Annotated in this window: 22 protein-coding genes, 1 tRNA gene and 1 pseudogene; 10 read left to right on the top strand and 14 right to left on the bottom strand. The window is 69.9% G+C overall.

The genetic code is table 11. The features are described from left to right. Positions 1 to 80: 80 nt before the first annotated feature. A complete protein-coding gene (locus tag ACGFI8_RS22300; RefSeq protein ID WP_392807525.1) occupies positions 81 to 2171 on the top strand; it encodes an RtcB family protein in 2091 nt (696 codons plus the stop codon). 20 nt (positions 2172 to 2191) lie between these two features. Here ACGFI8_RS22300 and ACGFI8_RS22295 read toward each other — a convergent pair whose 3' ends face one another. From ACGFI8_RS22295 to ACGFI8_RS22250, 10 genes are all read right to left on the bottom strand, one after another. Beyond that, on the bottom strand, positions 2192 to 2920 hold the full coding sequence (locus ACGFI8_RS22295; protein WP_392807524.1) for a GAF and ANTAR domain-containing protein: 729 nt from the start codon (positions 2918 to 2920) through the stop codon (positions 2192 to 2194). Positions 2921 to 2970: 50 nt separating this feature from the next. Then, positions 2971 to 4113, bottom strand: a complete 1143-nt coding sequence (locus tag ACGFI8_RS22290) for a SigB/SigF/SigG family RNA polymerase sigma factor (RefSeq protein WP_392807523.1) — start codon at positions 4111 to 4113, stop codon at positions 2971 to 2973. 107 nt (positions 4114 to 4220) lie between these two features. Beyond that, positions 4221 to 5066 (bottom strand): STAS domain-containing protein, encoded by an 846-nt coding sequence (locus ACGFI8_RS22285; RefSeq protein ID WP_392807521.1) that lies wholly within the window; start codon positions 5064 to 5066, stop codon positions 4221 to 4223. A 116-nt stretch (positions 5067 to 5182) separates the two neighbouring features. After that, positions 5183 to 5905, bottom strand: a complete 723-nt coding sequence (locus ACGFI8_RS22280) for a phosphoribosyltransferase (protein ID WP_392807520.1) — start codon at positions 5903 to 5905, stop codon at positions 5183 to 5185. A gap of 772 nt (positions 5906 to 6677) precedes the next feature. After that, a complete protein-coding gene (locus ACGFI8_RS22275; protein WP_392807518.1) occupies positions 6678 to 7040 on the bottom strand; it encodes a PleD family two-component system response regulator in 363 nt (120 codons plus the stop codon). Positions 7041 to 7101: 61 nt separating this feature from the next. Continuing rightward, a complete protein-coding gene (locus tag ACGFI8_RS22270) occupies positions 7102 to 7296 on the bottom strand; it encodes a hypothetical protein (protein WP_392807516.1) in 195 nt (64 codons plus the stop codon). Between the two features lie 37 nt (positions 7297 to 7333). Then, positions 7334 to 8950: a glycoside hydrolase family 13 protein gene (locus tag ACGFI8_RS22265; protein WP_392807514.1), complete on the bottom strand. Its 1617-nt coding sequence runs from the start codon at positions 8948 to 8950 to the stop codon at positions 7334 to 7336. Then, on the bottom strand, positions 8947 to 9873 hold the full coding sequence (locus ACGFI8_RS22260; RefSeq protein ID WP_392807513.1) for a carbohydrate ABC transporter permease: 927 nt from the start codon (positions 9871 to 9873) through the stop codon (positions 8947 to 8949). The genes ACGFI8_RS22265 and ACGFI8_RS22260 overlap by 4 nt, the downstream gene beginning before the upstream one ends. Next, complete coding sequence (locus ACGFI8_RS22255) at positions 9870 to 10856, bottom strand: carbohydrate ABC transporter permease (protein ID WP_392807512.1); 987 nt, start codon at positions 10854 to 10856, stop codon at positions 9870 to 9872. The genes ACGFI8_RS22260 and ACGFI8_RS22255 overlap by 4 nt, the downstream gene beginning before the upstream one ends. 77 nt (positions 10857 to 10933) lie before the next feature. Further along, positions 10934 to 12274 carry an ABC transporter substrate-binding protein gene (locus ACGFI8_RS22250; protein WP_392807511.1) on the bottom strand — a complete coding sequence of 447 codons (1341 nt, stop codon included), beginning with the start codon at positions 12272 to 12274 and terminating at the stop codon, positions 10934 to 10936. A 231-nt stretch (positions 12275 to 12505) separates the two neighbouring features. On the opposite strand from ACGFI8_RS22250, the gene ACGFI8_RS22245 reads away from it, so the two are divergent. From ACGFI8_RS22245 to ACGFI8_RS22235, 3 genes are all read left to right on the top strand, one after another. Beyond that, on the top strand, positions 12506 to 13507 hold the full coding sequence (locus tag ACGFI8_RS22245; protein ID WP_392807821.1) for a LacI family DNA-binding transcriptional regulator: 1002 nt from the start codon (positions 12506 to 12508) through the stop codon (positions 13505 to 13507). Between the two features lie 63 nt (positions 13508 to 13570). Continuing rightward, a complete protein-coding gene (locus ACGFI8_RS22240) occupies positions 13571 to 13708 on the top strand; it encodes a hypothetical protein (RefSeq protein WP_350552869.1) in 138 nt (45 codons plus the stop codon). Between the two features lie 80 nt (positions 13709 to 13788). Then, positions 13789 to 13861 (top strand) — tRNA-Lys (locus ACGFI8_RS22235). A gap of 163 nt (positions 13862 to 14024) precedes the next feature. On the opposite strand, the gene ACGFI8_RS22230 is transcribed toward ACGFI8_RS22235, so the two are convergent. Together ACGFI8_RS22230 and ACGFI8_RS22225 are read right to left on the bottom strand one after the other, a co-directional pair. Beyond that, on the bottom strand, positions 14025 to 14315 hold the full coding sequence (locus tag ACGFI8_RS22230; protein WP_392807510.1) for a DUF6933 domain-containing protein: 291 nt from the start codon (positions 14313 to 14315) through the stop codon (positions 14025 to 14027). Next, positions 14210 to 14578, bottom strand: a complete 369-nt coding sequence (locus ACGFI8_RS22225) for a DUF6933 domain-containing protein (RefSeq protein WP_392807509.1) — start codon at positions 14576 to 14578, stop codon at positions 14210 to 14212. Before ACGFI8_RS22225 ends, ACGFI8_RS22230 begins: the two co-directional genes overlap by 106 nt. A 127-nt stretch (positions 14579 to 14705) precedes the next feature. Here ACGFI8_RS22225 and ACGFI8_RS22220 point away from each other — a divergent pair, with 127 nt between their 5' ends. The 4 genes from ACGFI8_RS22220 to ACGFI8_RS22205 all read left to right on the top strand — a co-directional run bounded on the left by ACGFI8_RS22220 (position 14706) and on the right by ACGFI8_RS22205 (position 18226). Then, complete coding sequence (locus tag ACGFI8_RS22220; protein WP_392807507.1) at positions 14706 to 15968, top strand: ATP-binding protein; 1263 nt, start codon at positions 14706 to 14708, stop codon at positions 15966 to 15968. Positions 15969 to 16463: 495 nt separating this feature from the next. Beyond that, the gene (locus ACGFI8_RS22215; protein WP_392807506.1) at positions 16464 to 16829 is read left to right on the top strand and encodes a hypothetical protein; all 366 of its coding nucleotides are present in this window, start codon (positions 16464 to 16466) and stop codon (positions 16827 to 16829) included. Positions 16830 to 17003: 174 nt separating this feature from the next. Beyond that, positions 17004 to 17579: a hypothetical protein gene (locus ACGFI8_RS22210; RefSeq protein ID WP_392807504.1), complete on the top strand. Its 576-nt coding sequence runs from the start codon at positions 17004 to 17006 to the stop codon at positions 17577 to 17579. A 2-nt stretch (positions 17580 to 17581) separates the two neighbouring features. Further along, entirely contained in the window at positions 17582 to 18226 is a 645-nt protein-coding gene (locus ACGFI8_RS22205; protein ID WP_392807503.1) for a nucleotidyl transferase AbiEii/AbiGii toxin family protein, read from the top strand. On the opposite strand, the gene ACGFI8_RS22200 is transcribed toward ACGFI8_RS22205, so the two are convergent. Further along, the gene (locus ACGFI8_RS22200) at positions 18227 to 18526 is read right to left on the bottom strand and encodes a helix-turn-helix domain-containing protein (protein ID WP_392807501.1); all 300 of its coding nucleotides are present in this window, start codon (positions 18524 to 18526) and stop codon (positions 18227 to 18229) included. Between the two features lie 1057 nt (positions 18527 to 19583). Between ACGFI8_RS22200 and ACGFI8_RS22195 the strand changes: the two genes are divergently transcribed. Then, entirely contained in the window at positions 19584 to 20471 is an 888-nt protein-coding gene (locus ACGFI8_RS22195) for a replication-relaxation family protein (RefSeq protein ID WP_392807500.1), read from the top strand. 330 nt (positions 20472 to 20801) lie between these two features. Then, the gene (locus ACGFI8_RS22190) at positions 20802 to 21518 is read left to right on the top strand and encodes a DUF2637 domain-containing protein (protein ID WP_392807498.1); all 717 of its coding nucleotides are present in this window, start codon (positions 20802 to 20804) and stop codon (positions 21516 to 21518) included. 47 nt (positions 21519 to 21565) lie between these two features. On the opposite strand, the pseudogene ACGFI8_RS22185 reads toward ACGFI8_RS22190, so the two are convergent. Further along, a pseudogene (locus ACGFI8_RS22185) lies at positions 21566 to 22477 on the bottom strand (Ldh family oxidoreductase); the annotation flags it as partial. Positions 22478 to 23184: the final 707 nt, after the last annotated feature.

Below are 23184 nucleotides of genomic sequence, written 5' to 3'. Positions count from 1 at the left end.
GTGGCGAACCGCGAGCGCACCGCATTGTCCCGAGCCTGGAGTGGCCCGGTTCTCCGCCCGACCCTGAGGAGTCCTCGCCGATGCGCGTTTCCCTCCGTGCCACCCTGATCGCGGTCGCGGCGGCCGGTGGGCTCGCCGGCTTCGGCACGCCCGCCCTCGCCGCGCCCGAGGGGACGATCCTGGGCGCGAACGAGGCCGGCACGATCCGGGACCGCTACATCGTGGTGTTCAAGGACTCCGTGCCGGCGAGCTCGACCGCGGCGGACGCGAGCCGGCTGGCGCGGCGGTCCGGCGGGCAGGTGCGGCGCTCGTTCAGCAAGACGCTCAAGGGCTTCTCGGCCCAGCTCACCGAGCGGGGCGCGAAGCGGCTCGCGGCAAGCCCGCTGGTGGACTACGTGCAGCAGGACCGTACGGTGCGGCTGGCGGACACCGAGGCGAACGCGCCGTGGGGGCTGGACCGCATCGACCAGCAGTACCGGCCGCTGGACGGCACCTACACGTACGCCACGACGGCCCCCGAACGTCACCGCGTACGTGCTCGACACCGGCATCCGGACGACACACGCGGAGTTCGGCGGGCGGGCCAGCTCGGGGTACGACAGGCGGCGCCGGCTACCTGGACGCCTGGACCCTCACGCTCGAAATCGATCGCCGCCCACCACCCCCGCGCCTACCCTCGGTGGACGATGACCAAGCGGACCGACCCCCGCCTCGTCCGGCTCGACGAGTCCTGGACCACGCTGCCCAACCCCTACGACGTACCGGTCGAGATCTGCGCCGGGCCCGACGTGCCCATCGAGCCGGCCGCGATCGACGAGCTGCTGACCGTGCTCGACACCGCGCGGACCCTGCGCACGCTGGCCGGCGCCACCCCCGGCCTCGCGTGGGAGCCGCGCATCGAGCGGGTGGTGTGCACCCCGGACTTCCACAAGGGCGCCGGCATCCCGATCGGCACCGTCCTGCAGACCTCCGGCGCGCTGATCCCGCAGGCGGTCGGCAACGACATCAACTGCGGCATGCGGGTCGAGGTCACCTCGCTCACGGTCGACCGGGTGCGGCCCCGCCTCGACGAGCTCGAGCGGCGGCTGCGCCACCTGTTCTTCGAGGGCGGGCGGCACATCGGCCTCACCCCGGCCCAGCGCGAGGGCCTGCTGCGCGCGGGCCTGCCGGGCCTGCTCGCCGAGGGGCCGCTCGGCCCGCACGTGCGCGACGCCGACCGGCTGCACGCGAGCGGGTTCGCCGCGGACTCCGCCGAGGAGTTCCGGGACTGGGTCGACAGCGGCGGCGGGGTGAGCTACGACAGCATCATCGGCGGGGTCGGCGGGGGCAACCACTTCGCGGAGCTGCAGTACGTCTCGGCGGTGCACGACGGCCCGGCCGCCTACGCGTGGGGCCTCGCGCCCGGGCGCGTGGTGACGATGGTGCACAGCGGCTCGCTGTCGCTGGGCCACCAGGCCGGCGCGACCGGGCGGGACCTGGCGAAGCAGGCGTGGCCGGCCGGCGTGCCGATGCCGGAGAACCGGATCCTGCCCATGCTGCTGGACGAGCGCACGGAGAAGAGCCGGCGGCGGTACCTCACGGCCTTCGCCAACGCCGCCAACTTCGCGATCGGCAACCGGTACTTCCTCGCGCTCATGCTGCGGGCGGGCCTGAGCGCGGCGGTCGGCGAGCTGGACGCTCGGCTGGTGTACGACGCGCCGCACAATCTGCTCTGGCCCGGCGACGACTCGGGCGACCACCCGGACGGGGTGGTCCTGCACCGCAAGGGCGCCACGCCGGCCGGGACGAGCGCCGACGGGTGGGGCGAGCCGGTCATCGTGCCCGGCTCGATGGGCGCGCCCAGCTACCTGCTGCGCGGCCTGGGCAACGAGCGGGCGCTGGGCAGCGCCTGCCACGGCGCCGGGCGCAGCGTGCCGCGCGGCGCGGCGGCCCGCGGCAGCGACGCCGAGCTCGACGAGTTCCTGCGCGAGTTCCGGGTGGTCACTCCGCTCAACCATCGCGATCCCGCGGTGGCAGCCCGCCGCGACATCATCGCCGCATGGCGGCGCGACCTCAAGCAGGAGGCGCCGTGGGCGTACAAGGAGGTGCGCCCGGTCGTGGAGAGCCTGCGCACCGCGGGCGTCGCCGAGCCGGTGGTCGAGCTGCGCCCCATCCTGACCGTCAAGGGCTGACCCCCGATCAGGGCTGACGGTCAGGGCTGACGATCGTGGCTGACCCGGCGCTCGACCGTCTGCACCAGGCGGCCGGCGACCGTGGTCAGCGGCAGGTCGAGCCGGCGGGCGGTGCTGCGCAGCACGTCCAGCGCGGCCTCGGCGGAGCAGGCGCGCTGGACCATCATGATGCCGACGGCGCGGTTGACCGTCTCGCCGTCGGCGAGCGCCTCGGTCAGCTCGGCGTGCACGTCCGCGCGGCGGCCGCGGTCGAGCACGGCGGACAGCAGCAGCCCGGCGTGCTCGGCGACGAGCATCGCGGTCAGCCCGACGTCGCTGGTGAAGCTCCCGGGCTCGGCGGTGTAGACGGTGAGCGCGCCGATCACGTGCTCGTCGATGTCGACGGGCACGGCCAGCACCGCCTTCACCCCCGCCGCCAGCGCGTGGGACCGCCACTGCGGCCAGCGGGAGTCGGCCGCCAGGTCGTCGCTGAGGACGAGGTCCCGGGCGCGGATCGCCTCCATGGACGGGCCGGCGCCGCTGCCGTACTGGCTGTCGAGCAGCGACTCCGGCAGCCCGGACGATGCCGCCGCCGTGGACGGCCCGCCCGAGCGGACCAGTGTGACCGCGCACCAGGACGCGCCCTCCACGAGATCGGCGGCGGTCTCGACGAGGTCCTCCAGTGCCTCGTCGAGGTCGTCGCTCGCGATCAGTCTCGCGGTCAGCTGGCGCAGCACTGCGGCGATCTCCACGGTGTGGAGCTCTGTCACGGCTCCCCTTTCGTCGAACCGGGGGGCCTACTACCCGTCGCGCGGTGATCTCAACCGTCGAGCAGCGCCCTGCGCAGCCCGTCGAGGGTCCGGCTGAGCAGCCGCGACACGTGCATCTGGGAGATACCCAGGTCGGCCGCGATCTGCGCCTGGGTGCGGTTGCCGTAGAAGCGTAGGGACAGGATCCGCCGCTCGCGCTCGGGCAGGCGGGCGATCAGCGGCTTGATCGCCTGCCGGAACTCGACGCCGTCGATGTCGCGGTCGTCGTCGCCGAGCACGTCGGCCAGGGTGCCGGCGTCGTCGTCGCCGCCGAGCGGGGCGAAGAGCGACACCGGGCGGTACGCCGAGGAGGCCACCAGCGCCTCGAGCACCTGCTCCTCGTCGATGCCGAGGTGATCCGCCACATCCTTCGGGGTGGGTGACCGGCCCAGCCGCTGGCCCAGCGAGTCGCGCACGCGGTTGATCTCGATGCGCAGCTCCTGCAGCCGGCGCGGGACGTGCACGCCCCAGCCCTTGTCGCGGAAGTACCGCTTCAGCTCTCCCACGATCGTCGGGGTGGCGTAGCCGCCGAAGTCGGTGCCGTAGTCCGGGTCGAAGCCCTCGATTGCCTTCATCAGCCCGAGCGCGGCGACCTGGCTCAGGTCCGCGGGTGACTCCCCCATGCCGTGGAAACGGCGGGCCAGCCGGTCGGCCAGCGGCAGACTGTGCGCGACGGCGCGATCGCGCAGCGCCCCCCGCCTGGGGTCGCCGCGGTCCATCGCCGCGGCCTGGCGCAGCAGCTCGTTGACCGTGGTCCATTGGCTGGGCGGCTCGACGTCCTCCGCCTCGTCCTCCTGCACCGGGGGCGCGCCCGGCGGCGGGTCGTCGTACGCACGGAGCTGCTTCGCCGCGCCGATGATCTCCAGCACGTCCAGGACGAGGTCGCTCGCGCCGGGCGCGCGCAGGGCGCCGCCGCGCTCCTGGGCCTCGGACTGGGCGTGCAGCAGCGTGTCCGCCGCGGCGCAGTCCAGCAGGCGCAGCCGGGACAGGTCGACGGTCAGGTTCAGCTGGCCGGCGTCGAGCCGTCGTGAAAGCGCGACCCTCAGGCCGACGCTCGCCGCATAGTCGAGGATTCCGGAGGGACGCAGGACCTCGTCGTCCCCATTCCGCCAGATGTCCAGTGCAGGTACCGAATCCGTAGGCATTGTCTCCATGGCGGAGACTCCCCCTAATCAGTCAGGCGGATTTGCTTTCCGGATCACTGTACGCACCAATTCGCGCCCATTTTCAAAGCGGAAGGATGAGTTCGTGGGTGAGCTTTTTAAATGCGCAATGTCGCCCAGACCACCTTTCCGTCGGGCACCGGGATGCATCCCCACGCGTGCGACAGTGCGCTCACCACCAGCAGCCCACGCCCATCCTCGCGCAGCATGCCGCCGTCCTGCCACTCGTCCTTATCCTCGTCTTTTTCCCGCCCCTCGTCCTTTTCCTGCTCCTCATCCCAGGCCCGCTTCTCTTCGCGGGCCCGTTCTTCCTCGCGGGCTTCTTCGTGCGCGCGGCCGCCGAGGCGGGGCAGGCCGGAGCCGTGGTCGCGCACGGACACGTGCAGCAGGCGCCGATCGCGGGCGACGCCGACCTCCATCTCGGTGCCGGCGTGCCGCAGTACGTTGCTCACCAGCTCGGTCACGACCAGCTCGGCGACGTCACGGACGCGCTCGACGCCCCACCGCATGCAGGCGCGGCCGACCAGGTGCCGGGCCGCCGCGGTCGCGTCCAGCATCGGCTGCAGCCGAACGCGCATCCGCTCGCCCGCGCCGGACGCGTTGGCCAGGGCGGCGTCGGTCGTCGGAAACACCGGTACCAGCCGGGCGACCGCCATCCGGTCCAGCGCCGAGGCCAGCGGTGGAGGCGCGGCCGCCAGCGTCATCGCGCTGCCCGGCCAGGCGGCGGCGTGCTGGGCGAGCGCCGGCAGGACGGTCAGCGCCACGTCGTCGTTGTGGCGCAGGTCGGCGACGTCGAGCACGATCACGGAGGGTTCCGCGGCCAGGCAGGCGAGGACCGCCGAGCGCAGCGACGGCGAGCTGTCCACGTCCAGCACCCCGTCGAGGCGCACGACCGTCGCATCCCCCCGCCGCTCGACGCGGGCCCGCAGATCTTCCGCCCTCATAGGGTGATGCTCTACCCACCCCCTGCGTTATAAACACCGCGATCCCGGCACCTTCTCGATGCCGGGATCGCGACGGGTGCGAAAACTCGTGGTTCGCACCGTGGTCTATACGTGGTTCACACCGGGGCCGGCACCTTGGTCGCCTCCCACATCCGCGTGCACATCTGCAGGACGTGAGCGTCGGTGAGCGGGGTGAAGTCGCTGTAGTACAGCCCCAGCGCGTGGAACTCGCGCGGGCTGTGAATGTCCAGAACCGCGTCCACGTCAGTGGCGAGCAGGTCGACCGACTCCGCCGCGCACACGGGAGCGGCGAAGACCAGGTGCGCCGGCTTGCCGGCCCGCAGCGCGCGGACCGCGGCCCGGGCGGTCACCCCGGTCGCGAGCCCGTCGTCCACGACCACGACCACTCGCCCGTCCACGTCCGGGTTGGGCCGGGCGCCGCGGTAGCGCTCCTGGCGCCGGCGCAGCTCGACCCGCTCGCGCTGTACCGCCGGGGAGAGGTCGCTGACGCTGAGCCCGACGGCGGCGACCGCGCTCAGATCGAACACGGCGGGCCCGTTCTCGGCGATGGCGCCGACCCCGTGGTCCGCCTGCCAGGGCAGACCGATCTTGCGCGAGATGACCAGGTCGAAGTCCGCCCCGATGGCCTCGGCCACCGCAACGCCGACCGGCACCCCACCCCTCGGCAGCGCCAGCACCAGCGGAGCGCGCGTCTGCGCCGCGTCCATGCTTGTTGCGGCGCGGGTTCCGATCTGCCGCAAGTGTTCCGCGACGGCGGTGCCGAGCATGCGTCCTGCGGCCGAACGGTCCGCGAAGCGCTCGTGTTCAGGCGGCCACATGGCCGTAGCCTTCCACTGGGACGGCGATGCGCCCGGCGTTGCACCCGATCCGCAAATCGATCCGCATCAAGCGGACACCCCCTTCGGTCGGCGCGGTGTTCCGGTGCGCCCAAACGCCCCATCCCTGTCGCCACTCTGCCGCGGCGCCGCGCCCGGTGCGAAGCCTACCCATCCCTGACCTGCGAAAACTCGAGATTCGCTCCTCATGTCCGGGTGATCCACCGAGTTGCCCCCACCACCGTGAACCCTGCGCCGCGTGCGGCGACTGTTACTCACAGCCATGGAACCCACGCCGTCGCAGGCGGGACACGACCGACCAGACACCTCCGCACCCCTCGCCAACTCCGGGCGCGCCGCCGGCCGACCGCCGACCAGCCGGACACCCCTCGCCAACTCCAGGAGCGCCGCCGACCGGCCGGCCAGCCGACGGCCGCCACCGGAGCGCCGAGGTTCGCGGCTCGGACATAACCGAAAAGTCGGATTTATCCGTCACGGAGTGGCGGATAAATCCGCCGCCAATTGAGCCGTTGGCATCTCGAGGAGCCGAGTCCGAGCCGACGCTGGCCGGGCGTGCGCGGTTCGCCGTGATCACGGAGTCAACATGTACAAGGAGCAGCACGTTCACTCCGTGATGATGGAAACCCCGCGCACCCGCGACCGCCGAGCGCATGATCGTGTTCTTGCCCCGCGGACCTCGCAGGGAGACGCGTCAGCGTCGACCGGTATCTCGCGGGAGGAACGGTCCGCAGGTGATACGGACCCGAGCAAAGTTCTAGTTTGAAAGGCAATTGATGGTGGCGAGCAGGCTGTTCAGCGGGCGGCCCTTCGTCAGCCGGGAATCGGCCAGCGACAGCCCGTGCACCGACGTCGCGTGCGGCGTGTTCGAGCTGTAGAAGACCACCGGCAGATCCGCCGTGGCGCTGTTGTGGCGCAGCAGGTCCAGCAGTTCGTCGCCGTCCGCGCGGGGCAGGTGCACGTCCAGCACGGCCACGTCGAAGCGGGGGTGGTCCGCCGCCACGTTCAGGGCCTCCTGCGGGCTGGCGGCGGAGATCACGTGATGGCCGCCGATCTGCAGGCGAATGGCGGTCGTTTCACGGATCTCCGCGTCGTCGTCGATGAGCAGGACTCGCGCCATGGCCGCATGATGCCCTTCCGGAGGGGTCGCAATCCCCCCATCGGCGGGGCGGCGGCGAAAATCAAGCCCGCGGGCGGCGCCGGCGCATGACGATCACGAAGACCACGATCGCGATGACCACGACCACGGCGCAGCAGCAGCCGATCAGGCTGCCGCCGTAGCTGCGGCGACGCCGGTCGAGCTCCAGCCCGGCGTCCAGGGCGTCCAGGGTCGCCGGGCTGAGGTAGCTGTAGACCAGGGCGATGAGTGCGCTCATGGTTCGACGGTAGCCGGGGCTGTCACGCCCCGGGCCGTCATGCGCGCAGCCAGGCGGTGGTGTCCGGGGGGAGAGTGCCGTCCGCGGCCAGGTCGCCGCTGGCCAGCAGGACCTCGCCCGGCGGCAGCGGGGCTGGGACCTTGCCGAAGTTGGTGATCACCCGGACCGGGCCGTTGCGGAAGTCGATCGCGTCGGCCGCCTCGTGCCATTCGACGGTACCTTGACCCAGCCCGTGCTTCCGGCGCAGGCGCAGGGCCTCGGTGTACATCGACAGCGTCGAGCCCGGCACCTCCCGCTCCCGGTCGGCGGCGAAGCGGGCCCAGTCCGACGGCTGCGGCAGCCAGGTCTTCCCGCTCGGGCCGAAGCCGTACGCCGGGGCGTCCGCCTCCCACGGGATCGGCACGCGGCAGCCGTCGCGGCCGCGGACCTCGTGCTCGGAGCGGAACCAGGTCGGGTCCTGGCGCACGTCGTCGGGCAGCGTGGTGTGCTCGGGCAGGCCGAGCTCCTCGCCCTGGTACAGGTACGCCGAGCCGGGCAGCGACAGCATCAGCATCGTGGCCGCCCGGGCGCGGCGCAGGCCGAGGGCCTCGTCCGGCTGCGGGTCGTCATCGCCGATGCCGCCCTGCGTGGAGTAGCCGGGCGCGAAGCCCAGCCGGCTGGCGTGGCGGACCACGTCGTGGTTGGACAGCACCCAGGTGCAGCTGGCGCCGACCGGCTCCACGCCGGCCAGGCTGGACTCGATCGCCTCGCGCTGGTCGGCGGCGGTCCACGGGGCCATCAGATAGTTGAAGTTGAACGCCTGGTTCATCTCGTCCTGGCGCACGTACCGGGCGAGCCGCTCGGCCGGGGCGACCCACGCCTCGCCGACCATCATCCGGTCGCCGGGGTAGCCGTCGAGGATGCGCCGCCACGAGCGGTACACCTCGTGCACGCCGTCCTGGTCCCACATCGGCGGGGTGCGATGCTCGGCGCCGGGGCTGGTGATCGGCACCTGCGCCGCGGTCCACTCGGGCAGACCGCTCTCCTTGATCAGGCCGTGCGCGACGTCGACGCGGAAGCCGTCGACGCCGCGGTCCAGCCAGAAGCGCAGCACGTCCTCGAACATGGCCCGCACCTCGGGGAGATCCCAGTTGAGGTCCGGCTGGCTGGTGTCGAACAGGTGCAGGTACCACTCGCCGTCGGCGACGCGCGTCCAGGCCGGGCCGCCGAAGACGCTCTGCCAGCCGTTGGGCGGCAGCTCGCCGTCGACGCCGAGGCCCTTGCGAAAGTGGTACCGGTCGCGGGCCGCGCTGCCGGGGCCGGCGGCCAGGGCCTCCTGGAACCACGCGTGGTCGCTCGAGGTGTGGTTGGGCACCAGGTCGACGATCACCCGCAGGCCGCGCTCCTTGGCCGCGGTCACGAGGGCGTCGAAGTCGGCGAGGGTGCCGAAGCGCGGGTCGACGTCGCGGTAGTCCGCGACGTCGTACCCCGCGTCGTGCTGTGGAGACGGGTAGAACGGCGACATCCACAGGGCGTCGACGCCCAGCTCGACCAGGTGGTCGAGGCGCGACGTGATGCCGCGCAGGTCCCCCATCCCGTCGCCGTCCGCGTCGGCGAACGAGCGCGGGTAGACCTGATAGATCACGGCATCGCGCCACCAGAGCAGCGGACTCACCCCTTGACTCCACCGGCCAGCAGGCCGCGTACGAAATAGCGTTGCAGGGAAAGGAACACGGCCAGCGGGATGATCATCGACACGAACGCGCCGGAGGTCAGCCGCTGCCAGTCGTTGCCCCGGGTGCCGGCGAGCTCAGCGAGCCGCACGGTCAGCGGGCGGGTGCCCGGCCCCGAGGTGAAGACCAGGGCCACGATCAGGTCGTTCCAGATCCAGAGGAACTGGAAGATGGTCAGCGAGGCGAGCGCCGGCGTGATGAGCGGCAGCACGATGCGCCGGAACGTCATCGCCGGACGTGCGCCGTCCACCCGGGCCGCCTCGAAGATGTCCTTCGGCAGCTCGGCCATGAAGTTGTGCAGCAGGAACACGCCCAGGGGGAGACCGAAGCAGGTGTGCGCGAACCACACGGCGAAGAAGCCGCCACCCCACTCGGTGTAGTTGTGCAGCAGCTTCAGCAGCGGGATGAGCGCCATCTGCAGCGGCACGATCTGCAGGGCGAACACGCCGATGAAGATCCAATCGCGGCCGCGGAAGTTCAGCCAGGACAGCGCGTACGCCGCCATCGCCGCCAGGATGACCGAGAACAGCACCGCCGGCACCGTGATGACCAGGGAGTTGACGAAGTAGCTGGCGAGCCGGCCGGAGGTGCCCGAGGTACCGAAGACGACCTCGTTGTAGTTCTCCAGGGTCAGCGTGGGGTGCTTGAAGAACGTCCACCAGCCGGTGGTCTTGATGTCGTTCTCCGGACGCAGCGACGACACGAACAGGCCGAACGTCGGGATCGTCCACACCAGCGCGATGATGATCGACACGATGCTGGCGGCCCGGGAGGTGAGCTTCCGGCGGACCCGGCTCGCCCTGCTCTCCGTCTCGGGCACGTGCGCGGTGCCGGCCTCGGGAGCTTTGGTGCTGACGGTGCTCATCGAACCTCCGTTCGGTGCCGCAGTTGCCGGACCTGGTAGATGACGATCGGCACGACCAGGACGAACAGCAGGACCGCGAGCGCGGAGCCCTTGCCGCTGTCGTAGGAGCGGAACGCCTGGTTGTACATCTCCAGGGCGAGCACGCTGCTCTTGAACTGACCGCCGGTGGAGGTCCGGACGATGTCGAAGACCTTCAGCGTGGCGATGGTGATGGTGACGACCACGACCACGACGGCGGGGCGGATGCTCGGCATCGTCACGCGCCAGAACATCTGCCACGGGTTGGCGCCGTCGAGCCGGGCCGCCTCGACGATCTCGGCGGGGATCGACTTGATGGCGGCGGACAGGATGACCATCGAGAAGCCGGCCTGGATCCAGATCAGCATGATGATCATGAAGAACGTGTTGCCCGGCGAGTTGCTCAGGAACTGCTGCGGCTCGAAGCCGAGCCAGACCAGGACCTGGTTGAGCAGGCCGATCTGCTCGACGCCCGGGTCGCGATAGGCGTAGATGAACTTCCAGATGATCGACGCGCCGACGAGCGAGATCGCCATCGGCATGAAGATCAGGGACTTGGCGATGCCCTCGCCGCGGGCCTTGTCCACCAGCACCGCATAGGTAAGGCCGAACGCGGTCGACAACAGCGGCACGCAGACGACCCACAGCAGCGTGTTCCGCAGCATCAGCAGGGTGTCGTCGTTGGTGAAGATCCAGCTGTAGTTGTCGACGCCGATGAAGGTGTCGCCCTCGGCGTTGAAGAACGACAGGTAGACCGTGCGGATCAGCGGGTACACCAGGCCCAGACAGACCAGGACCAGCGCCGGCCCGAGGAAGCCCATCGCCTGGAGCCGCTCCTTGCCCCTCCCCCACCGGGGCAGAACGTCGAGCACGAGCAGCAGCGCGCCGACGACCACAACGAAGCCGGCCATGAACAGGAGCGTCGGCCAGATCTTGGCGACGTCTTCGGAGAAGTCGTATTCCATGGGGTGTCCTCCGACCAGCCGGGTCCGGCGCTGTGGTGCCGACATGCACCACAGCGCCGGACCCGGACCTCAGTTCGCTACTTGGGCCAGGTGCTTTCGATGTAGTCCAGCGTCGCCTTCGTGTCCTTGGTGCCGTTGATCCAGTCGGTCATGCCGGTCCAGAAGGACTTGGCGCCGACCTGGGCGGGCATCAGGTCCGAGGCGTCGAACCGGACCACGGTGGCCGGGTCCTGCAGGATCTGCACCGACACCTTGTCGATGGCGCCGCTCACCAAGTTGACGTCCAGGCTCTTGTTGGCCGAGATCCAGTCGCCGAGCTTGGCCTTGCTGTTGGCCCACTCACCGGAGGCGAGGTAGGTCTGCACCTTGACGACCTCGTCGCGGTCGGAGAACGCCGAGACGAACTCGCCGCCCACCTCAGCGGGCTTGCCCTTGGCCGGGTCCAGCGACGGGAAGTAGAACGCGTAGACGTCGCCGTCCGGGCCGATGTTCGTGCCCTTCGGCCACTGGTTGGAGTAGAAGTTGGCCTGCTTGTGCAGACCGCACTTCTTGTCCTTGACCGGCAGACCGGCCTCCTGGAAGGAGGTGGTCACGATGGTCTTGGGGTTGCCGACGTACTTCGGGTTCTTGAGGATCGACGCGGTGCGCTCGGCCGCCGAGAGGATCTTCGGGTCGTTGAACGGGATGGTGTGGTCGACCCACTGGTCGTAGACCTCCGGGCCCTGCTCGAGCAGGACGATCTGCTCGATCCAGTCGGTGGCCGGCCAGCCGGTCGCGTCACCGGACTCGATGCCCGCGCACCACGCCTGGATGCCGCTCGCGGCGATCTTGTCGGAGAGGGCGATCATCTCGTCCCAGGTGGTCGGGACCGACCAGCCCTTCTCCTTGAACAGCTGCGGCGAGTACCACACCAGCGACTTGACGTTGGCGCCCATCGGGACGCCGTAGACCTTGCCGTCGACCGTGGCGTACTTCGCCCAGTCCTTGGACCAGTTCTTGTCGAGGTTGGCCTTGACCGGCGCCGGCAGCTCCTTGAGCTGCTTGCTCTTGACGAACGAGGCGAGCAGGCCCGGCTGCGGGAAGACCGCGATGTCCGGCGGCTGGCCACCGTCGGCGCGGACCTTGATCTGGGTCTCGAACTCGCCGGAACCCTCGTAGTCGATCTTGATATTGGTGCAGTCCGAGAACTGCTTCCACGACTGCTCGAGCTTGTCGGCCTCGGTGTCGCGGATCGTGGCGTAGATCGAAACGTGCTTGGTCTTGTCGACCTTGTACTGCGCGTAGGGCGCGCACTCGGGCTTGTCGGCGTTGTTGGAGCCGGTGCTGCTGTCGCCACCGCCGCAGGCGGATGCGGCGAGGGCCAGCGTGGCCACACCGGCGAGCGTGAACGCCCGACGCCGCCTCGAGAGGACGGCCATGGTTAGCCTCCTTTTGGCTATACCCGGTCCGGGGCGAACAGCCTTCGCCCGCGTGGCCGGTGTGCTGGGGTGTGCCTTGTGTTCCTCGGATGTAAGCGTTTGCAAGGTCGGTTTGTCGAGCCCTTCAGGCGCATTCATCGATAACGAGTTAGCAACACGGTGGACATATTGCCGTTGGTGCCCGCGTTGCCTAGCCTTCCGCGTGTGGCTGACGTTCCACCGCCCGTCAGCATGGAGGATGTTGCTCGGCTTGCGGGAGTCTCGACCGCAACCGTGTCGCGCACCCTCCGCGGGCTGCCCAACGTCTCCGACGAGACGCGCGACCGTGTGCTGCGGGCCGCGGCGTCGCTTTCGTATGTCGTCTCGCCGATCGCGTCACGCCTGGCCAGCGGGCGCACGTACACGGTGGGCGTCATCGTCCCGTACGCATCCCGCTGGTTCTTCGGCCAGATCGTGGCCGGCGCCGAGTCGGTGCTGCGGGAGCACTCCCTCGACCTGCTGCTGTACAACATCGGCGACATCCCGGCCCGGCAGCGATTCTTCGGCGCCCTCCCCCTGCGCCGCCGCGTCGACGCCGTGCTCACCGTGGCCATGCAGTTCACCGACGGCGAGATCGCCGACCTGCTGTCGCTCGGCGTCCCGATCGTCGCCGTGGGCCACAACGTCCCCGGCGCCGGGTGCGTCCGGATCGACGACCTGGCCGCCGCGTCCACGGCGGTGCAGCACCTGCTGGCGCTGGGCCACCGGCGCATCGGGATGATCTCGACGTACAACGACCAGAGCATGTTCCTGCCGGTCGCGCACGCACGGCGGCGCGCGTACGTCGAAACGCTCGCCGGCGCCGGAATCCCCATCGCCGCGGAGCTCGTCATGTCGGTACCGCACGGCATGGACGGCGGCGAGCAGGCCATGCGTCGCCTGCTCACCCTCGCCGACCCGCCGACCGCCGTGTTCGCCGAATCGGACGAACTCGCCTTCGGAGCCCTCAGCGCCCTGCGCCGTACCGGACGTCACGTATCGGTCATCGGCTTCGACGACCACGAACTGAGCGCACTGCTCGACCTGACGACGGTCCGCCAGCGGGTCTTCGAGCAGGGCGTGCTCGCCGCGGGCATGCTGCGCCGCGCGATGACCGCCGGCGACTGGACCCCCGAGGAACTGCTCATGCCCACCACCCTGGTGCTGCGCGCCTCCACCTGGCCGGTCGCGGTTAGGACCGCCGACGCCGGGTAGGACGCGCCTCGCCAGTTTGGAATCACGATCCGGTACCCACGGGGGTGTGCCATGACAGCCGAGATGCCGAATTCGCCCGTGACCTGGGACCAGGCCGACGAGGAGATGGACGAGCTCGCCGGCCCGGACTCCGACCTGCTCGAGGAGGACCCGGACCAGGCGTCCCAGACTGACTTCTTCTGGGAGGACGACGAAGAGTAACGCGGGCCACGTTCTGGACGGGGGTATCTCGTTTGGTGAGGTCCCAGGGGGCCGTGCTAGGGTTACCTCCGTTCAGCCGGGCGCCGCTAGCTCAACTGGCAGAGCAGCAGACTCTTAATCTGCGGGTTGTAGGTTCAAGTCCTACGCGGCGTACTCCACTTCAAGGCCCCTAGCCTGGGATTTCACCCCGGGTAGGGGCTTTTTCGTGCCGACGGTCATCCGGGCGGGTGGTCGGTGGGTGCTCGTCCGGGATCCCCCACCCCGGTCCGCGGGCTGCCGGAACGGTCCGCCAGTGTCCGGGTATGGGTGATGTTGATCATGCCGTCGGGGCGTCGCCTCGGCGCGGGGTCGCGTGCACGAGAGCGGTGAACGCGCGGTCGGGACTGATGTGGGTGCGGTACAGCGGGCTGCAGGGTGTGCTCGCGAGCCGTGCCGCCAGGCCGTCGAGGTTCGGTTGCATGCCCCGGTCGCGGTAGGCGTCGGCGAGGTTGCTGAACTCGTTCATGGTCCCGACGACACTGCGGTTGGCGGTAGGGCCGATCCGGCGCGTTCGCATCTGTTCGAGCTCGGCAGCGATGATCGCGTCCGAGGCGCCATGGGTGGCCATTGCCGCGGCGATATACGGTCGGCAGCCCGGGACAGTGCGGTGGCGGCCGGGGCGAGCGGGAGCAGCACCGGTAGCAGCGTCGACTCATTGACCAGGAGCAGGACGTCCGGCCGCCAGCCGAACCTGGTCGCGTACCACTCGCCGAGCACCGTCGTGGACTGCTCGTCGCCGCGCAGGTCCGGCGGACCGATCCGGTCACGAAGCTTCTTCGTCGCACGCACGATCAACACCACGCCATCATCCCGGATGAGACGCAGCCTCATGAGCGCGACAGACCGAAGCATCGGCGCCGGCCACCGACTATCTGCCCGGAGGAGAAGCGTCCAGACGCCCACGAATATGGCGACCAAATGTCCACGGATCGTGCGACCGATCGTCCATAATGCTGGCATGGCGCACGACCGCGAACTACTCCCCCGGCACGTCGAACCCCTGGTCGCCGAAGCACTGACCGACACCCGCGTGGTAGCCGTCAACGGCGCCCGACAGGTAGGCAAGAGCACGCTCGCCACGGCACTGACGTCAAGGGCGCGCAACCCCGTCATCCGGCTGCTGGACGACCCCGCGATCCTGCGCGCCGCCCACGAGGCACCGACCGACTTCGTCGAACATGACGGCCTCATGGTCATCGACGAGGTCCAGCTTGCCCCAGAACTGTTCCGAGCCATCAAGCTCGTCGTCGACGCCGACCCGACGCCCGGACAGTTCCTCCTGACCGGATCCGCCCGCATCCTCGCCCTGCGCGACCTGCCCGACGCCCTGCCCGGGCGCATGGAAACCGTCGAACTCTGGCCGTTCTCCCAAGGAGAAATCGACGGTACGCCCGACCGGTTCGTCGACGCCGCTTTCGCGCACGGCCCCGATTTGTCCCACACCTCGACGCTGCGCCGCCGCGACTACCTGGACCGGGTCGTGCGCGGCGGCTACCCGGAGGCGGTACGCCGTACGCCACGCCGGCGGGCGGCGTTCTTCGAGTCGTACCTGACGACGCTGATCGAGCGGGACGTAACCGAACTGGCCGCCATCGAACGCCGTGGTGAGCTGCGCCGCCTGCTGGCCCTGCTCGCCGGTCGCTCCGGCGGTCTGCTGGTGGCCGCGTCACTCGCCACCCAGTCCGGCATCCCCCGCACCACACTCAACCGGTACCTCGAACTGCTCGCCGCGGTCTTCCTCATCAAGCAGATCCCCGCCTGGTCCGGCAACCACACCCACCGCGCCATAGGCACACCCAAACTGGCGTACATCGACAGCGGCCTTGCCAGCCACCTGCTCGGCCAGGACGCCGGACGACTCGCCGAACCCGACGGCGCGGCCGGTCAGCTGATGGAGAACTTCGTCCTCATGGAACTGGCCCGCCAACTCACCTGGAACGACGAGCGAGTACGCCTGTACCACTACCGCACCAAGGACGGTGTGGAGGTCGACGCCGTTCTCGAAGCCGCCGACGGCCGGATCGTCGGTATCGAGGTCAAGGCCGCATCCAATGTGCGCGGCGGGGACCTGGCCGGGCTGCGACACCTCGCGGAGCGGGTCGGTGACCGCTTCGTCGCCGGCTACATCCTCTACACCGGCCAGCAGACACTCCCCTACGGCGAGAAGATTCGCGCCCTTCCCATCGAGGCACTGTGGTCGACGACCACCAATCGAGACTGACACCCCTCGGTACGACCGTGGCGCATCAGCGCCGGCCCCCCTCGGCGCTGGTTCGCTGCAGCTCCTGCAGCGCGCTACTCAAGCAACTCGCCCCGAGACCATCCTGATGGGCACGGGTCGACCGCACGCCGCCGCCGGGTGTCACCCCACTGAGTGACCGCCAGAGTGCGTTCCTGGGGCCCCTGACCCAACCGCACTCGACCGATCCCGGCCCGTCCACTGCGGCTCGGCCCCGCACGATGCCCGTCCTGAAGCGAGCGGAGGGGTACCCGGCTGCGGGTGCGAGTGCGGGCAGGTCACAGGGCCAGATCTCCAGACATTGAGCTGGCCGTGCCAACCCGAATCGGCCACAGCTGACACCGGCCGGCACGGGTGGGTCGCGGGCACCGTGTCCTGCGACCCTATGCCAGCTGCAATACGATGCCCCTAAAGGAAGTGCAGGGGTCCCGGCTGTCAGCTCGGGAGGCACGTCGACTGCTCGGAAAGGTCGGACTGATGAGCCTGACGGGCCAATGGCGGATTGTGGCGATGGAGCTGTGGGACATCGATGCAATCGACCTGGTGGCCCCCGGGTTCATCGAGTTCGGCAGCGACCGCACCGGGCGGTTCGGGTTCATCGCCGTAGAGGGGTGGATGGACTGCCGTGAGGTGATCCGCGACGGACGGGCCTGTGTCGAGTTCACCTGGGAGGGCAGCGACGAGGGCGATCCGGTCAGCGGCCGTGGCTGGGCCGTGCTGGCCGATGACGGCACCCTCGACGGGCGCATCTTCTTCCACCTCGGCGACGACTCGGGCTTCCAGGCGGTTCGAGCCGAGACCTCGCCGCCCGTCACCAAGCGCGCCTCGCGGCGGCGCCCGTGAGCGACACAGGCCAGGAGACCGACCGGCTGGAGCGTGAGATCGAGGCCGGAGCCTCTCGACGGCACACGATCATGTACCGACGTCTGAACTCCACAAACCGTGTACTGACTCCAACCGAGCTGTGTGAGCGCTGCGACGCCAAGCTTGCTTGGCCTAGCACGGTAGGATAGATGCATGAACGGCCACACCGATGACGAGTTGCGTGGCGTCGTTGCCGAATATGAAGCGACCAAGAACGCCGCCATCGCAAAGCGGGACGCTGCCCTGCGCGCCTTCCACACTGCTGGCTGGCGAGCCGTTGACCTGCAACGCGTGACCGGGTACAGCCGGGAGACCATCCGCCAGGCACTCCATCCGGAGACCCGTCTCGCAGCCAACAGCAGCCGGCGTAAGACTGCTGGCGCCTCGAACAGACCGCCGGCCGACTATGTCCCGTTCGGCGACCGGAAGCGGTATGTCGTCGCGGACCACCTTGCCGAACTCCACGGCCCCACGACGGGCATTGTGTCGCTTCCGCACCATCTCGACTGGTCCGGGAGTGCCGAATACGTCCTGGATCGGCCGGCGCGGCTCGCCTCCATGTACCGGACCGTCCTCACCGAGGCGGTCACGAGCGACGACCTTCGCAACTGGCTCGACAAAGCACTGCTCATCCAGCTGTGGCCAAGTCTTTGGCTGCCGCCGCAACTGCGCCGTTCATGGGAGGGCCGCTTCCCCGAGCTCGCCGACGCCCGCGCGGCGGCAGCCTGACCATGGACGCATTCCACGAGCGGCTCGCCAAGACAGGGCTCGCGGCCTCGGACCGGTACGGTTTCGCGCTCGCTGGCGGCTACGCGGTCCAGGCAGCCGGCTTCCTCGAACGGCCGAGCGAGGACGTCGACCTCTTCACTGCATGGGACAGGCGGAGCGAGTTCAGCGCCGCCGTGTCGGCAGTCTTGGACGCCTACCGTGCCGATGGCCTCGATGCGCGGGTCGAGCTGCAATACGACACGTTCGCGCGGTTCACCGTGACCGACGGGCAGCGCAGGTCGAAGGTTGAGCTCGGCGTCGACTGGCGGGCCAACGAACCCATCCTGATGGCCATCGGACCGGTGCTGCACCCGGATGACGCGGTAGCGAACAAGATGGCCGCCCTCTACGGCCGTGCGTTCGCCCGCGACTTCATCGACATCGAGGCCGCGCTCCGATCCGGCCGTTACAGCCGGGAAGCGCTGCTGCAGCTGGCGGAGCGGGCCGACAGCGGCTTCGACCGGCGTATCTTCGCCGACGCCATCAACCAGGTGCAAGTGCTCGACGCTGATGACTTCAGCGAGTACGGCACAAGCGGCCAACAGTTGGACGAGCTGCGCGGCCGGTTCACCGAGTGGCGTGCCGAGCTCCTCGATAGCGAAACCTGATCACGAGGTCTGTTGTCGTGCCCAGCTGCGCTGCTTCGCGACCTCGTTCTCCAGCACGGCCAGCGGTACATCGAGGCAGTTCGCCATGGCGGCGAGGACCCATCCGCTCGGCAGCCGGACGCCACGCTCGTACCGGGACAGTTCATGACGGGTGAATGTGGCGCGGCCCGATGCCGCGCACAGGCGGTCGGCGAGGACACGCTGGCTCAGCTTGAGCTCCCGCCTGCGCTGGGCGATCAACTGCCCGAACCGCACGCCGTCCGAGTAATGCAGTGGCGCTTGACGGACTGGTGCGGCCATCGGACCAGGCTCCTCGCGGGCGGCGAACTGGGACGTGGACGTCGATCCACGCTCCACTTCGCCAAGGAGTCAAGTCATCAACGTCGATGGCCAGGCGGCCCACTGCGGGAACGGCGCGCTTGACTGCGTCGCAACACAAACGATCATCGAGCGGCCGACCGAAGTCTTCCGAAGTCGCTGACGGCGAGTGACGGGCGAAAGTTGGCACACTCTACCGGCGTGGACGTTCGGCACCGTTGACGGACGCCCATGGACGCTCCGGCACGGATCGACCTCGTTCCGGACGGTCCACTGAGGACGGTCCGGTGTCTCCGTCGAAATGGTCCAGCAGAAGCACTTGACTCGCCGGTTCGGGCGCGGCGTACTGGAAATACGTTCCCCGTGCGGCGTCGCGCGCCGGGCCATATAGGTCGATGGGTGAGCGCTCCCGTTGGGGGCGCTCGTTGTCGTTGTGGGCCGGTGTTCAACCGACCCTGCCGACCGGGCGCCGGTACGACTGACAGGAGGACCGCCATGAAGGATCTTCTCCCGGCGGGCTGAGCCAGCGCCCGTCCCGTCACCCGCATCGACGAGGACCGGCAGGATGCTCTGTCCAGGGCCGTCGGTTCGCGCCGCTGCTTTGTTGTCCCCCTCTGCTCACGGCCGCGCCTGCCACGGTCGTGACGATGACTGCTGCCCTGATCCGCCCTACGCCAGACGGCACGTTCGTTGAAAACTCCACAGTGGATGTACCACCTTGGCCACCCTCGCGCGGCCCGCCCGGCCGGGCGTGACCCGGCAGGGTTCCCCCTGCCCACTTTCGAAAGGGAGTTCCGTTGTCGTTCCACCACTCGCCATCGCCGTCGCGGTCGCCAGCTGACCGCGGTGAAAGAATCCGGCTTGACCCCTGTTCGGGCGTCCGCCTTGGCGTCCGCGTTGGGGTCGCTCTTCAGCCGGACCCCCGAACTGACCCCCGGGCTCCGCTCACACCGCAGGTAGCGGCGGCTGTCAGGACCTGCCGGTTGTCCTCCGAGAGACCCTGCGTGGTCTCGGGTCTCCCCTGGGGAGGCCACATCTGATGGATGACCCTGTCCTTCGCGTGCAGTCCCAGCTCACCGACCGGGACCGGGTGCTGCTGGGCTGGCTGTACGACCACGGCGTGCTGACCTCGTTCCAGATCGCCCACGCCCAGTTCAGCTCGCTGGACTTCTGCCAGCGCCGCCTGCGTACCCTGCACCGGCTGCGGCTGGTGGCCCGGTTCCGGCCGCAGCGCGCCGAGGGCGGCTCGTACCCGTACCACTACGTCATCGATCAGCTCGGCGCCGAGGTCGTCGCCGCCGGCCGCGACGAGCGGCCGCCGCGGCGCGACCACGCCCGCACCGAGCGGCGGCGGTGGACCTCCAGCCGTACCCTGGCCCACCGACTCGGCGTGAACCAGTTCTTCACCGACCTGGCCGGCTACGCCCGCACCCACGCCGGAGCGGAACTGCGGCAGTGGCTGCCAGAGGCGGCCTGTGCCCGCTCCGGGGCGTTCACGACGGCCGCCGATCCGGCGCTGGTGCGCGCGTACCAGCCACGCGTCCGGCCGGACGGCTACGGCGTATGGGCCGAGCACGGCGTGACGGTGCCCGTGTTCGTGGAGTACGACGCGGGCGGCGAGCAGTTGTCGGTTCTGGTCGACAAGCTGGCCGGATACCGCGAACTGTACGCCACCGTCGGATGGGTATGGCCGGTGCTGTTCTGGCTGCACTCCGCTGCCCGGGAACGCAACCTGCGGCGTCTGCTCGTCGAAGCACCGCCGCCGGTACCGGTCGCCACCAGCGCTCGTGATTGGGCCGCAGCGGCCGGTCTGTGCCCCGCCGAGGCGGTGTGGGCAACCGCGCACGGCGACGGCCGACGCCACCGGCTCGCCGACCTCGTCGCCTCCGTCGCCGACCTGCGACATCCGCGCGGAGCGGCGGCGTGAAGGCCGGACGATACCTCGCCGACCGCCCTGACAGCACCATCGCCCAACTGTCACGCGACTGTCAGCGCCGCACCTGTCCCGGCGACAGCGCGGCGACAGTCCCAATCCCTTCCGGCAAGCCACATCCAGAGGTACCGTCCCGCACTCCCCCGACCTTCATAGAGAGGCTCGACGACATGACCTCCGTATACCCACAAACCAACTCGCCAACGGGCGGTACCACCGTCCCGGTCCGCTCCGAGGAGGTGCCCCACGACTGCCACACCGCCGTCCGATCCGGACGGTCCGGAGCGGACCGGCCGGGCTGAGAGCGCCGTCCAGATCCTCATCATGCTCGCCATCGGCGGCGCGGCCGGCGCGGCGAGCTTCACCCACGTCCACAACGTCGCCGCCGCCCACGGCCAGCCCGGCTGGCTCGCCTGGGCCGACGCGATCGTCCTCGAACTCATGTCCATCGCGTCCGGCCTCGAACTGCGTCGCCGCAAACGCGCCCACGCCTCGACCACATTCCCGGCAGCCGTCCTCGTCTGCGCGGTCACACTGTCGCTGGCCGCGCAGGTCGTCGAGGCCGAACCGTCCCCGATCGGCTGGACCGCGGCGGCCGTACCGGCGCTGGGCTTCCTCGTCATGGTCAAGGTCGCCCTCGGCTACACCGGACCGGCGAACCGGACCGTAATCGTCCGGTCCATAGCGCCGTCCACGACCACGCGGCGGACGACCTCGGCGGCTGTCACGGACCGCTCCCCCGCCGTCCGGACCGTCCGCCCGGCAGCAGCGGACCGCCGTCCAGGCGAGCGGTCCACCAAAGTTGCAAGGCTGCTCCCGCCGGCACGGCATGCCCGCGACCAGCTCGCCGCCGAAGGGCGGCCGCTCACCAACGGTGACAGCAGCACCCTCAGTCAGTTAACGGCCGGCGCGGCCGGTCATGAGCGCGGCCGGGTCGACTGCCGGGCCGGCTTGGCCTGGCGCGGCGGCCGCCACCAGGCGGGAAGGGCCGTGGTGGAGTGGGCCAGTGGGCTGTCCGCGGCTTGGCGAAGTGTGGTATAGACCACGTTGGGGACCTCGATCCGGTTCTCCCGCCGCCGCGCGGCCCTGGTTGCGGTTTCCCGGTCGAAGGGGACGCGCACCGGCTTGGCCGGGTCCACCGGGCGGGAGGTCCGGATGGACTCGGCGTAGGCGTCGACCCGGCGGCGGAAGTCGTCGACAGGCGTGAAGATCTCGGGGTCGATCGCGGCGATGAAGAAGCCGCAGCCGGACATGCCGACGGGGTCGGCGTCCGCGCCGGCCATCATGCCCAGCAGCTGGATCACGATCGCCAGTCCCGAGCCCTTGTGCCCGCCCCACACCGTGTACGCGCCCGACAGCGCCGCAGCGGGGTCGGTGGTCGGCTGGCCGTGCTCGTCGAAAGCCAGGCCCTCGCCCAGCGGCTGGCCGAGCCGCTTGCGCAGCGCCACCTGGCCGTGGCTGACGTTGGAGGTGGCGGTGTCCCAGATGACCGGCCCGTCGGCTGAGGGGAAGCCGAACGCGATCGGGTTGGTGCCAAAGCGCGGCTCGGTGCCGCCGAATGGGGCGACGGCCTGGACGCTGCTGCCCGCGGCCATTGCGGCCAGGCCCTCGCGGGTGGCCATCTCCATGTAGTAGCAGAACATGCCGGTCATCCAGGTGTTGCAGGCTCCGACGGCCCCGACGCCTGCCTCCTTGGCCTTCGCGATAGCGGTTGTGGCCGCCTTGTGGGCCACCAGGTAGCCGACTTGGTCCCCGCCGTCAAACGATGCCGACACGGCGTTCTCGCGCAGCAGCGTGATCTCGCCTGCTGGCTGCGGGGTGTCGCGCAGGCGCTCCAGGATCGACAGCAGGCGCGGCAGGCCTCCCCAGCTCACGCCGCGCAGTTCGCAGTCGATCAGGTGGTCGGTGATGATGGCAGAATCCGCGGCCGAGTATCCGGCGGTCTGCAAGCACCGCTGGGCCAGGGAACGCGCCTCGTCAACTGACAGCGTGACGGCCATGGGGCTACTCCTATCCAGCTAGCTGGCGCCCGTGGCCGCCCGCGACCGGGAGCTGCCGGCAGGCCAGGCCCGCTGTCGTGCCGGGCAGGCGGGGCCTGGCGGGAATGTGTGAGCTGCCCCGCGTTTTCCGACAGCCGCCTGAACAGCTGGCGGCGGGAAACGGTCCCTCCCCGCACAGCAGGAGCGGGAACCTCGGCAGTCCCGAATCGGGCGGTACGTTCCACGGCGCCTTGGGGCCACGTCGACGTACTCACCACGTATATCGCCACGGATCATCTGCGTAAACGTTCGCGTCCCGAGTTGGGCCACGTTTTGGCTCTGAGCGCTTCCGCGGGCCGCTGACCTGGATTTTCGTCGTTCGTGAAGGCTGAAGTTGTGCACTAATCCGGGCCGTAGGCTGGCGCGGCGCCGTATGTGCGGACAGTCAGGACGGCGTCGGGTGCCACGGCAGTGCAGATCGTCTACTCCTCTCATCGCGGGTCGCGGGATATCGAGCACATCGGGTCGGCTCACGATGACGTGGAGCTGGAGCTGCTGAAGACGGTCGCGCGGCAGCGGCTGGCGGCCCGGGCAAGGCGAGCTTGACCTGGGCCTGGAGCCGGCCGGGAAGGAGGCTGGCGGCGGGCCGCTACCGATCACCGCGTCGCGGGTGGACTGCCTGCTCGATGCCCTGTCGCATTCGTTCGGCGTGCTGGGCTTTGACCGGG

This window comes from Dactylosporangium sp. NPDC048998 (assembly GCF_043197855.1).
In the GTDB taxonomy this organism is placed as follows: domain Bacteria; phylum Actinomycetota; class Actinomycetes; order Mycobacteriales; family Micromonosporaceae; genus Dactylosporangium.
This window is presented reverse-complemented; position numbering and strand designations above follow the sequence as displayed.

Coding starts and splice junctions, on each gene's coding strand:
- ACGFI8_RS22300 (WP_392807525.1), top strand. CDS start 81: ATGCGCGTTTCCCTCCGTGCCACCCTGATCGCGGTCGCGGCGGCCGGT.
- ACGFI8_RS22290 (WP_392807523.1), bottom strand. CDS start 4,113: ATGGAGACAATGCCTACGGATTCGGTACCTGCACTGGACATCTGGCGG.
- ACGFI8_RS22285 (WP_392807521.1), bottom strand. CDS start 5,066: ATGAGGGCGGAAGATCTGCGGGCCCGCGTCGAGCGGCGGGGGGATGCG.
- ACGFI8_RS22280 (WP_392807520.1), bottom strand. CDS start 5,905: ATGTGGCCGCCTGAACACGAGCGCTTCGCGGACCGTTCGGCCGCAGGA.
- ACGFI8_RS22275 (WP_392807518.1), bottom strand. CDS start 7,040: ATGGCGCGAGTCCTGCTCATCGACGACGACGCGGAGATCCGTGAAACG.
- ACGFI8_RS22270 (WP_392807516.1), bottom strand. CDS start 7,296: ATGAGCGCACTCATCGCCCTGGTCTACAGCTACCTCAGCCCGGCGACC.
- ACGFI8_RS22260 (WP_392807513.1), bottom strand. CDS start 9,873: ATGAGCACCGTCAGCACCAAAGCTCCCGAGGCCGGCACCGCGCACGTG.
- ACGFI8_RS22255 (WP_392807512.1), bottom strand. CDS start 10,856: ATGGAATACGACTTCTCCGAAGACGTCGCCAAGATCTGGCCGACGCTC.
- ACGFI8_RS22250 (WP_392807511.1), bottom strand. CDS start 12,274: ATGGCCGTCCTCTCGAGGCGGCGTCGGGCGTTCACGCTCGCCGGTGTG.
- ACGFI8_RS22245 (WP_392807821.1), top strand. CDS start 12,506: ATGGAGGATGTTGCTCGGCTTGCGGGAGTCTCGACCGCAACCGTGTCG.
- ACGFI8_RS22240 (WP_350552869.1), top strand. CDS start 13,571: ATGCCGAATTCGCCCGTGACCTGGGACCAGGCCGACGAGGAGATGGAC.
- ACGFI8_RS22230 (WP_392807510.1), bottom strand. CDS start 14,315: ATGGCCACCCATGGCGCCTCGGACGCGATCATCGCTGCCGAGCTCGAA.
- ACGFI8_RS22225 (WP_392807509.1), bottom strand. CDS start 14,578: ATGAGGCTGCGTCTCATCCGGGATGATGGCGTGGTGTTGATCGTGCGT.
- ACGFI8_RS22220 (WP_392807507.1), top strand. CDS start 14,706: ATGGCGCACGACCGCGAACTACTCCCCCGGCACGTCGAACCCCTGGTC.
- ACGFI8_RS22215 (WP_392807506.1), top strand. CDS start 16,464: ATGAGCCTGACGGGCCAATGGCGGATTGTGGCGATGGAGCTGTGGGAC.
- ACGFI8_RS22210 (WP_392807504.1), top strand. CDS start 17,004: ATGAACGGCCACACCGATGACGAGTTGCGTGGCGTCGTTGCCGAATAT.
- ACGFI8_RS22205 (WP_392807503.1), top strand. CDS start 17,582: ATGGACGCATTCCACGAGCGGCTCGCCAAGACAGGGCTCGCGGCCTCG.
- ACGFI8_RS22200 (WP_392807501.1), bottom strand. CDS start 18,526: ATGGCCGCACCAGTCCGTCAAGCGCCACTGCATTACTCGGACGGCGTG.
- ACGFI8_RS22195 (WP_392807500.1), top strand. CDS start 19,584: ATGGATGACCCTGTCCTTCGCGTGCAGTCCCAGCTCACCGACCGGGAC.
- ACGFI8_RS22190 (WP_392807498.1), top strand. CDS start 20,802: ATGCTCGCCATCGGCGGCGCGGCCGGCGCGGCGAGCTTCACCCACGTC.